Here is a 10,030-nt window from a genome sequence, read left to right on the forward strand (position 1 = left end):
GGCCCGCCTCCGGCCGGCTTCCCCCGCGACCCGTCGCACCCACGTGCGACGGGTGTGGTCCACTTGTCATGGGGGCAAGAGGGGGGATCACGGTGAGCGTGTGGCACCGCTGGTCGGTCAAGGGGCGTTTCACCCTGTTCGCAGGTCTGATCGCGGCCCTGCTGTCCACACTGTTGTCCGCGGTCATGCTGGTGGCCGTCAACCGGTACGCCAGCGGGTACCTCACCGAGGAGGTCGCCGCGGCGGCCCGCCGCGTCGCCGTGGTGTTCGAACAAGGCACGCTGCCCGCGCCGATCCCCTACGAGCGGGTGCGCAATCTGCAGGTCGTCGACTCCCAGGGGCGGGTCGTGGCGTCCTCCGCCATCCTGCGAGGCAAGCCGCCCATGGCCTCCTTCACTCCTCCCCCGGGCGAGGAGCAGGCGGTGCGCCGGGTGTGCGACCGCGTCTTCCCGCACGGCGAGTGCCAGATCGTCGTGGCCCGCCGGACCTTCCACGCCGGCCGCGAATGCATCGTCTACGCCGCCGCGCCGCCCATCCGTCCGTGGGTCCACCCGCTGCTGGCCGCCTTCGCGGTCGCCGCGGTGCTGTCGGTCGTCGCGGTGACCGTCTACGGCAGCCACCGGCTGGTGACCGGGTCGTTGTCGCCGGTGAACGCCATCCGCGCCGAGCTCGACGAGATCGTCGCCACCAGCCCGGGCCGGCGGGTGCCGGTGCCGGCCGCCAACGACGAGATCCACGGCCTCGCCGAGAGCGTCAACCACACGCTGGACCGGCTGGAGGAGGCGATGGAGCGTCAGCGGCGGTTCGCCTCCGACGCCTCCCACGACCTGCGCAGCCCCATCACCGCCATGCGCGCCGAGGTGGAGGAGGCCCTGCTCGCCCCCGGCGAGACCGACGTGAACGCGATGAGCCGCTCGTTGCTGAGCAGCCTGGACCGGTTGCAGGCCATCGTGTCCGACCTGCTGCAGGTGGCCCGGCTGGACGCCGGCACGCCCGTCACCCGCGAGCCGGTGGATCTGGCCGAACTGGTCGCCGGCGAGCTGGAGCGCCGTCAGAGCCGCCTGAGGATCGGCAAGGAGCTGGAGCCGGGCGTGGTGGTGATGGGCGACCGGGTGCGACTGGCCCGCCTGTTCACCAACCTGATGGACAACGCCGAGCGGCACGCCGCGACCTCGGCCACCGTCAAGGTGTGCACGCGCATCGGCGACCGGCCCGGCGACCCGCGCTTCTCGCACGGCACGGCCATCATCGAGGTGCTCGACGACGGGGCCGGCATCTCTCCGGACAAGTGGGAGATCATCTTCCAGCGGTTCACCCGCCTGGACGCCGCGCGCAGCAAGGACGCCGGCGGCACGGGGCTCGGCCTGTCGATCGCGCGGCAGATCGCCGAGATGACCGGCGGCTACCTGGTGGTCGAGCCCAGCGAGCGCGGCGCCCGCTTCGTGGTCCGCCTCCCGCTCGGCCCGCGGCACGTCGAGCCGGTCTGAGGGCGCGAAAGGGCCGGGCCCCGCGGCTCAGGAAGGGCCGCGCAGCGCCGAGGCGGGGACGGGGATGGCCGGGAAGGGATTGTCCGGGAGCAGGATGACCCGGCGCGGCTCGGCCACCGTCGTGGCGGCGTGCAGGTGCAGCAACGCCGAACCGATGCCCGCGGCGCCGATCATGTACCCGGTGTCGGCGGTGACCTCCCAGGGACGCAGCCGGCGGTAGGCCTGGTACCAGCGGTGGCCGGCGTCGTCGTGCCCGGTGGCGCGGCCTATCAGGTCGTCGGCCAGGAGCTGGGCGAAGTTGAGGTGCGACCGCGCGCCGGTGGCGGCCCACAGGCCGACGAACAGCTCCAGCAGCCCGGCCGCGCCGCAGCACTGACAGGCCACGTTCCAGAAGCCGGGGGTGCGGCGCCGCGGGACGCCGCTGCAGGCGATGCCGGCGGCCAGCCGCTCCATCCAGTCGAGGTGGCCCTGCTCGCCGGTCACGCGGTGCATCTCGTAGAACAGCCGGGCCACCCCCGCCGACCCCGAGCACAGACCGAGGTAGTGCAGGGTGCGTCCCTGCGGGACGTGGTGCGGAACGAAGACGTGCTTGTCGGTCACCACGCTGACGGTGCGGACGAAGTCGGCGCCCCGGCGCGCGGCCCGCAGGAACCGCTCGTCCCTGGTAACACCGTACAGGCGGGCGAGCAGGAAGGCGGTGCCGGCCGTGCCGGACAGGAACCCGGGCGTGACCGCGTCCACCGGCAGGTCGGCGCAGCCCTCCTCGCCGAACCGGTGCCCGGGGACGACGAGGCCGGCGACGCGCTCGCCGGCCTCCACGGCGATCCGTTCGTACTCGGGAACGCCGAGGATGCCCGCGGCGTGCAGCAGGCCGAGGATGATGCCGCCGTCGCCGCGCTGCGCCGGGTCGCCCGTCCAGCCGACGCCGGAGGGCAGGCGGCGCGCGCGGCGCACCACCTGGTCGGCCGCGTCCCTGGCCGCGACCGAGAAGCTCTCCTCGCCGGTGGCCCACCCGGCCTCGGCCAGCGCGAACACGATGCCGGTGAGGCCGTGGTAGAGGGACAGGTCGGCCTCCTCCCGCCAGGTGGCGGCCAGGTAGCGCGCGCCGTTCCTGGCCTCCTCCAGGTAGGCCTCGTGACCGGTGGCCGCCGCCAGCTCCAGGAAGTACAGCACGACGCCCGCGGCGCCCGCGTACAACGAGCCGGGCCGGCCGGACCGGGCCGAGCGTCGTCCGGGGTCGGGGTTGGCGCGCCAGTGGCGCCCGCGTTCGTCGTCGACGGCGGCCGACCGGATCCAGCGGCCGGTGGAGATGGCCGCGGCCAGCGGGCTCTCGCCTCGGGGCCACGACGGGTGGCTTGGGTCCGGGCTCATGTCGCCTCCTCTGCGCGGCCCAGTCTACCTATGTATTTGGTAGGAAAACTAGACAATGCTTCGGCATCCGGTCACGGCACACGGCCGGCCCCATCACCGCCCGCAGCAGAAACAATCTCACAGAGACCGGCCCCGCAGGAGCCTCCAGCGCTCCTCGTGAGCCATATTTCCCCGCGAACCCGGCCCGATCGGATGGGATGCCTCCTTATCCATGGTCTGCCAGGCAGGAGACTATGGATAATCGCTGGGGCACTTGCGGCATTCATCCCCTTCGGCGAGCCGGTTCGATCGGCCGGGCCCGCCGGCGCCGGGTGTGCAGCGGGACGGGCGCCGGGCACTCTGGAACTCGACACGGTCTCGATGAAGGGATGGCCACGTGAGCGGCACGGGCGACACACCGATTCTGGCCGACTCGGTACGGACCACCGACGAGGGGGTGGACATCCTTGACCGCAGGGTCTACCCGTTCCAGCGCCGCTGGGTGCACTGCGCCACCGCCGAGGACGTCGCGGTGGCCATCGAGCAGATGGTCACCCAGAGCCACGGCCCGCTGTTCGCCGCCACCGCCGGCATGACCCTGGCCGCCCGCGAGGCGCGGCGCGCCGGGCCGGGAGCCGCCGCCGAGAGCCTGCGCGCCGCCGGCCGCCGGCTCATCGCCACCCGGCCGACCAACAACCACATCCGCGACGCCGTCACCGCCATCCTGGCGGCCACCGTGGACGGGCCGCTGGCGCTCGCCTCCGGGGAGGAACTGGTGACGGCCGTCGCCGAGGCGGCGACCGCCCACGACGCCGCCTACCGCGCGGGCGCGGACGCGCTCGGCCGCAACGCCGCCGCGTTGCTGGAGGACGGCGCCCGCGTGCTCACGCACTGCTGGGGCGACGCCTACCTGGTCGCGGCCGTGCGGGCGGCCGAGCGCATGGGAAAGCGGCTGGAGTTCGTCTGCACCGAGACCCGCCCCTACCTGCAAGGGGCGCGGCTCACCGCGGCGACGCTGGTGGAGATGGGCTACCGGCCCACCGTCATCACCGACGGCATGGTGCCCTCGGCGCTGGCCGACGGGCTGGCCGACGTCGCGATGACCGCCTCCGACCGGGTGACCATGGACGGCCACGTGGTGAACAAGGTGGGAACGCTCGCGGTGGCGCTCGCCGCCCGGGCCTTCGGCGCGCCGATGTACGTGCTCGCCCACGCCCCCGACCCGCTGTCCCCCGGCATCGCGGACGTCGAGATCGAGCACCGTGACGGGGAGGAGGTGCTCCACGTCCTCGGCACGCGCACCGCGGCCGAGGGCACCCGCGGTTACTATCCGGCCTTCGACGCCACGCCGCCCCATCTGATCACCCGCATCGTCACCGAGCACGGAGCCTTCGAGCCCGCCCGCGTGGCCGACCACTTCGCCGTCCCGCCCGGCGGCTCCACCACCCCCGATGCCACCACCCCGCACGCCGCGGCTTCGATTGCCGCCGCCTCAGGGTCCGCCACTGCGGCTTCCGCCGCTCCGAGTGCCGCCGCCTCCGGCGCCGTCATCCCGCCCCGTTTCCCCGCGCCCGGCGTTCCCGCCATGCCCGGCATCCCCGCCACCGGCGTGTTCGCCGCTCCCGGCGCCCGCACCCCGGCCGGCTGCCCCACGCGCCCCGCTCCTCCCCCTCGCACGGCGACATGAAGGCCGACCGGGCGGGAGAACCGGGCCGCATGACCGGCCCTCGCGGAGCGGACGTCACGCGGCACGTCGTCGTCGACACCGACGCCGGCATCGACGACGCCTGCGCGCTGCTCTACCTGGCCGGGCACCCGGGGGTGGAGATCACCGCCGTGACGTCCGTGGCCGGCAACCGCCCGGAGCGGGACGTCGCGCGCAACATCGGGTGCGTCACCCGCCTGCTCGGGCTCGCGCCGCCCGTGGCGCGCGGCGCGGCCGGGCCGCTGCCGGGCGCGCCCTCCGTCCCCCGGGGGACGCACGGGACCGACGGGCTCGGCGCCCCCCTCGCCCGTCACGGGCTGCCGCGGCCCATGCCGGCCGTGTCCGGCGAGAGCGCCGCGGAGCTGATCGTCCGCCTCGCCCGGGACCGCCCTGGCGAACTCGACCTGCTGGCGCTCGGCCCCCTGACCAATCTCGCGCTGGCGTTGCGCACCGACCCGGCGCTCTTTACAAAGTATCGTTCCGTCGTGGTGATGGGCGGCTCCGGCCCGTACGACCTCCCCGGCGACCGGCTGGCCCGCGACAGCAACATCGCCCGCGATCCCGCCGCGGCCCGGGCGGTCGCCACCGCACCCCGCGCCGACCTGGTCATGCTCGGGGTGGACGTCACCGCGACGGCCGTCCTGCAACCGGAGGGGATCGCCGCCCTGGACGCGGCGGGCACCCCCGTCGCCCGTTTCGCCGCCGCGATCCTCGGCGCCTACCTGCGCCTCGGCGACGGCACCGGGCGGCGCGGCGGCGTCCCGCTGCACGACCCGCTGGCGGCGGGCATCCTGCTCGATCCGTCCCTGGCGACCGGGACCGCTCTCGGGCCCGTCGCCGTACTCCCGGACGGGCCGCTCTGGCGGGCACGGCTGATGCGCGCCCGTGACGGCCGTCCCGCGCCCTTCCCGCACGAGCCGGCCCCGGACACCCGGGTGGTCACCGCCGTGGACACCGCCCGCTTCCTGCGCGGCTTCCTCACCGCCCTGACCGGAGGGGCCACCGCACCCGGCGACGCGAGCGGGGCCACCACCTGAAGGGCCGGGCCGTGGCCACGCCCGGGCCGCGAGATGCGCCCGGGACTCAGCCCCGGGCCGCGGCGGCCACGGCGTCCCCGACGCGGTCGAACAGCCGGGCGACCGCGTCCGGGCCGGCGCCCTCGGGCAGGCCCTCCACCAGCAGCAGCCGTGCGGCGCGCAGGACGCCGCGCGCCGCGCGGGCGCGCGGCTCCTCCGGGAGGGTCGCGAGGTCGGAGACCTTGGCCAGGCCGATGACCCGCCGGGCGGCCTCCGCGCCGGCGACGGCGACGGCGTCCTCGCGCGCCTGGCCGAGGAAGCGCCGCAGCACCGCGTCGCCGAACACCCGCGGGTAGACGCGCGTCGGCCACAGGTCCCTGAACTCCCGCTGGTAGGCCTGCCAGGTCCGCTCGGCCTGGCCGAGCACCCAGGCGGCATGGTCCTCCTCGCCCAGCGCCAGCGCCCGCCCGGCGGCCAGGACGTAGTTGCCCCACAGGGTGCCGACGTCGAAGCCGGCCGGGCCGTAGAAGGCGAACTCGGCGTCGAACGCCTTGGTCGAGCGCGGCGCCCACGGCTCGGCGGCGCGCACCAGCACCGAGCCGGTGTGCAGGTCGCCGTGGATCAGCGCCTGGGCGCTGGTCATGAACGTCAGCCTGGCCACCCCTACCGCGGCCCGCACGTCGGGGTCGCCCGCGTAGGCGGCCACGTCGGCCTCGTTGGCGGGCAGCACCCGGTTGTGCTCGTGCCGGACGTAGGGCTCGGTGTACACCAGGTCCTCGGTGATCCGGCACAGCTGCGGGTTCACCGAGGCGGCGAGCGCGGCCTTCTGGTCGGGGGCGCTGAGCCCGAACACCGAGGTGCCGAACGCCACCCGGGCGGCGTATCTGCCGAGGTCGGCGGCGGCGCCCTCGTGGCGGAGCCCCTCGTTCAGCGCGCCGCGCCACACCTGGTGGTCGGACAGGTCCTCGATGGCGACGACGTGCCGCCCGGGGTCCTCGTCGTAGATGGCCGGGACGTACCGCCCGGCGAGGAAGCCGTGGGCGCGCAGGGCGCCCGCCTCGAACCCGTTGCGGTCCGGCGTCATCGGCCAGGTCGGGTCGGTGCGCACGTACGGGAGGGACTGCTTGAGCACCAGGCCGGGCCCGCCTGCGGCCTCGACGACGAACACCAGGTTGCGGTCGCCGTCCCCGGCCTCGCGCACGCCGGTGACGCGCGCGGGGCCGAAGTGGGCGGCCAGCGCGGGCCGTCCGGCGATGTAGGCGGGGACGGTGTCGGCGGTGAGCGCTTCGTAGTCGCTCTCGGTGCCGATCGTGGCGGTCATGTTCTCCTCGGCGGTGACACAGGACGCACGATCCATCACATCGTTCGCGAGGAACGGCGAAGGCGTACGCGCTCGACGGCGGAGGTCACAAGGGACACTTCGGATGGTAGGCGCGCACGAGCCTTATTGTCCACTATCCATGCATGAAAAGCGGGATTTACCGGCGTGGCCGACGGCAGGGCCCGTCGGCCAGAGGAAGCGGAGGAGGTCAGGCCGGCGCGCGTCTGCGCCAGAAGGGCGCGCCGGGCCAGCGGGGCTCGGCCGCGTAGTGGTCGCGGCGTCGCAGCAGGTAGGACGTGTACTGGACCTGGGTGCGCCGCTGGAAGGCGGCGAGCGCGTCGAACCGGCCGTCGAGGGCGGCCAGCACCCCCGTCGCGGCGCCGAGGCCGGATCGCAGCGCGGCGACGACGCCGGCCGAGGACAGCGGGTCGAACGCGCTCGCCGCGTCCCCGGCCGCCACCCAGTTCCGGCCGTACAGGCGGGTGAGGCAGTGGGAGGCGGCGGGGACGGTCCGCACTGCGGGGGGTGGACCGGGGCGGCCGAGCAGGTCGAAGACGTGCCGGGTACGCCGGAGGAGGTCGTACCAGCTCCGCGCGCTCGTGGCCGACGCGCGGCGGAACACGTCGGCGTCGCTGAACAGGCCGACGGCCGTCCGGCCCTCGCCGGCGTCCGCGCCGTACCACCAGCCGTGCTCGGCCGACTCGATCACCGGCCGCCGGATCGCGCGCGGCTCCGCGGGGCCGGTGGACCCCGTGAGGACGGTGAACGCGCACATCAGCCGGTCCGCGTGCAGCGGTGCGCCGTGCCGCCGGGCCAGCACGCCCGCCCGCCCGGCGGCGTCCACCACGAACCCCGCGCGCAGCCCACGCGGCCCGCGGGGTCCGGCGGGACTCTCCGCCGCTCGCCCTCCGCCCGGGCCCCGCGGCGGCGCGATCGACAGCCGCCAGCCCGCCCCCTCCGGGCGCACGGCGGTGACACGCGCTCCGTCGACCACGGTGACCCCCGCCGACCTGGCCGCCTCGACCAGGCTCGCGTCGAAGCGGCCGCGGTCGATGAGCCATCCGCCGCCGAGCGGGGCGGTGAAGGCGTCCCGCCAGGCCAGGTCCTCCCCCGCCCACGCGGAGGCCATGCCGGGCGACGGGGGGTGCCCGGCCCGCTCGAATTCCTCCCACACGCCGAGCCGGCGCAGCAGCGGACGGGCCTCCGCGGGGAGGGACTCGCCCATCCGGACCGGCTCATCGCGCCCGCCGCCGAGGAGGGTGACGGCGACGCCGGCGGACCGGAGCGCGATGGCCGCCGCGCACCCGGCGGGCCCGGCTCCGATCACGACCACCTCGCCCGGTGCGGTCCCGCCGTCGTCCGGCACGGGCAGGTCGTTCACCGCGGCCGGGTCGCACCGCGCGTCCACGTCGCGGCTCACGGACCCTCCGGCGGCGCGGTGTCGCGGGGCAGGGTCCGCTCGACCTCGACGAAGACCGGGTCGTCGGCGGTGCCCTTGTTGACCACGAACCCGAGCCGATGCCACAGCTCGACCATCTCGACGTCGTCGGCGAACCGCACGTAGTCGTCGGCGTTCTGGTCCCCGTCGGAGCCCACCCAGGCCACCTGCCGCAGGCCACCGGTGTCCTCCACGTAGACGAAGTCGGGGCGCTGCACCGGCCACCACCACAGGAACCGGTCGCCCACCTGCTGCTCGGAGCACTCGTTGAAGTCGGCCTGCCAGGGCACCGCCATGTACTTGGACAGGTCTCCCGGCTCCAGGCCCTGGTCCAGGTCCTGCCCCAGGGACAGCGGCGGCCGCACCCCGGTCTTGCGGCGGATGCGGTACGGCGCGGAGTACAGCCGGGGATTGCGGCAGATCCAGGTCATCTCGATGCCCGGGGAGAAGGCGCCGCCGACGCAGTTCTCCAGTGCGACGCGGTCCCGCAGCGCGCCGGGCGAAGGTTCGGGCGACCCCTTGGTGGTGAAGTTCCCTGCGGCCCACTGCTGCAGGTAGAAGAACTGCGTCCGGGTGAGGGTCAGGTACCGCGAGGAGAGCGGGCCCGGTTCGAAGCAGTTGTCCCCGGCCAGGAAGGGCATGAGCGGCAGCCCGCTGTCGGGGGAGGCGAACCGGTCGGGCGCGTCCGGCGGCCGGATGAGGTCCAGGTAGAACCGCCGCATCCCGGCGTAGACCGGGGAGGGGTCGCCGAGCTTGCCGAAGTCCATGTCGTGCGGGTGGGTGGGGATCGCGACCACCCACCCGTAGTGGTGCGCTCGTTCCAGGATGGGCTTGATGTCGCCCTCCCAGTCGGGGGTGAAGTCCCGCTGCCACAAGCCGTCGGCGAAGACCTCGGGCCGGGTCCCGAGGTTGCGCACCGCCATGTCGCTGATCGTGTCGTACAGCGTGACGAGGTTGCTCAGTTCCGGGGCGAAGCGGGGCGGGACGGCCAGCACCCAGGCGGAGTCGTCCACGTCCACCTCCCGCCCGTCCCGCATGATCAGCCGCGCGGTCACCGGCCCGTCGGAGGTGTCGTCCCACCAGTTGTCGTTGTTGGCGTAGTCGTCGGCGACCGGGACGGCGTCGGCGCTGCCCGAGGAGCCGAACCCGCCGAGCACGATGAGCCGGCCCAGCTCGTCGGTGCGCATCTCGCCGAGGCTGTCGATCGTGGCCGGCTTGAGGTCCTCGGGCGGGAAGGTCATCGGATAGCCGCCGGGGTTGTCGGTCCGGGAGAAGGCCACCGACTCGCCCGGGCCCTTCAGGGTGCGCGGACCCGGATCGATGATCATCTTCTGGCGTTCGGCGGGGTCGGTGACCGCCGCGTTGCGCAGCGGGTGGTCGGGGGCGTACCCCGACTCGCCGGCGTTGACCATGAACTCGTACCAGATCGCCTTCTTGTTGGCGAGGTGGACGGTCCACTCGATGCGTTCCACCCCGTCCTCACCCGGCCGCACGGGACGGCCGGGGTCGGCCTCGTCGCGGTAGAGGTAGACCTCGAACCGCTCCCCCTGCCGCCGCAGCGCGCCCCGCGCGTCCCGGAAGTCGGCTGGGGTGAACGCGCCGCCGCCGGGCAGCACCGGCAGGGCGCCGGGCCGCTCAGGGGCCAGGTAGAACTCGGGGCTGTTGCCGACCCGGACGACGCCGACGGCCGGATGGATTCGATACGACATTGCT

The 10,030-nt window shown here is 74.7% G+C and carries 7 protein-coding genes; 3 read left to right on the forward strand and 4 right to left on the reverse strand.

From position 1 onward, the window contains the following. Window positions 1-92: 92 nt before the first annotated feature. Window positions 93-1,487, forward strand: a complete 1,395-nt coding sequence (locus ABZT47_RS25170) for a HAMP domain-containing sensor histidine kinase (protein WP_354846711.1) — start codon at window positions 93-95, stop codon at window positions 1,485-1,487. A 27-nt stretch (window positions 1,488-1,514) separates the two neighbouring features. On the opposite strand, the gene ABZT47_RS25175 is transcribed toward ABZT47_RS25170, so the two are convergent. Beyond that, window positions 1,515-2,858 carry a lanthionine synthetase LanC family protein gene (locus ABZT47_RS25175; RefSeq protein ID WP_354846714.1) on the reverse strand — a complete coding sequence of 448 codons (1,344 nt, stop codon included), beginning with the start codon at window positions 2,856-2,858 and terminating at the stop codon, window positions 1,515-1,517. Between the two features lie 376 nt (window positions 2,859-3,234). On the opposite strand from ABZT47_RS25175, the gene ABZT47_RS25180 reads away from it, so the two are divergent. Then, the gene (locus ABZT47_RS25180; RefSeq protein WP_354846716.1) at window positions 3,235-4,524 is read left to right on the forward strand and encodes a hypothetical protein; all 1,290 of its coding nucleotides are present in this window, start codon (window positions 3,235-3,237) and stop codon (window positions 4,522-4,524) included. A 29-nt stretch (window positions 4,525-4,553) separates the two neighbouring features. Further along, the gene (locus ABZT47_RS25185) at window positions 4,554-5,579 is read left to right on the forward strand and encodes a nucleoside hydrolase (RefSeq protein WP_354846718.1); all 1,026 of its coding nucleotides are present in this window, start codon (window positions 4,554-4,556) and stop codon (window positions 5,577-5,579) included. A gap of 46 nt (window positions 5,580-5,625) precedes the next feature. Here ABZT47_RS25185 and mtnK read toward each other — a convergent pair whose 3' ends face one another. The 3 genes from mtnK to ABZT47_RS25200 form a co-directional block, all read right to left on the reverse strand. Then, entirely contained in the window at window positions 5,626-6,879 is a 1,254-nt protein-coding gene (gene mtnK / locus ABZT47_RS25190; protein ID WP_354846721.1) for an S-methyl-5-thioribose kinase, read from the reverse strand. A 208-nt stretch (window positions 6,880-7,087) separates the two neighbouring features. Further along, on the reverse strand, window positions 7,088-8,299 hold the full coding sequence (locus ABZT47_RS25195) for a tryptophan 7-halogenase (protein WP_354846724.1): 1,212 nt from the start codon (window positions 8,297-8,299) through the stop codon (window positions 7,088-7,090). Beyond that, window positions 8,296-10,026: a LodA/GoxA family CTQ-dependent oxidase gene (locus tag ABZT47_RS25200; protein WP_354846726.1), complete on the reverse strand. Its 1,731-nt coding sequence runs from the start codon at window positions 10,024-10,026 to the stop codon at window positions 8,296-8,298. Before ABZT47_RS25200 ends, ABZT47_RS25195 begins: the two co-directional genes overlap by 4 nt. Window positions 10,027-10,030: the final 4 nt, after the last annotated feature.

It is taken from the genome of Sphaerisporangium sp. NPDC005289 (assembly GCF_040607455.1).
Taxonomy (GTDB): domain Bacteria; phylum Actinomycetota; class Actinomycetes; order Streptosporangiales; family Streptosporangiaceae; genus Sphaerisporangium; species Sphaerisporangium rhizosphaerae.

Coding starts and splice junctions, on each gene's coding strand:
- ABZT47_RS25175 (WP_354846714.1), bottom strand. CDS start 2,858: ATGAGCCCGGACCCAAGCCACCCGTCGTGGCCCCGAGGCGAGAGCCCG.
- ABZT47_RS25185 (WP_354846718.1), top strand. CDS start 4,554: ATGACCGGCCCTCGCGGAGCGGACGTCACGCGGCACGTCGTCGTCGAC.
- mtnK (WP_354846721.1), bottom strand. CDS start 6,879: ATGACCGCCACGATCGGCACCGAGAGCGACTACGAAGCGCTCACCGCC.
- ABZT47_RS25200 (WP_354846726.1), bottom strand. CDS start 10,026: ATGTCGTATCGAATCCATCCGGCCGTCGGCGTCGTCCGGGTCGGCAAC.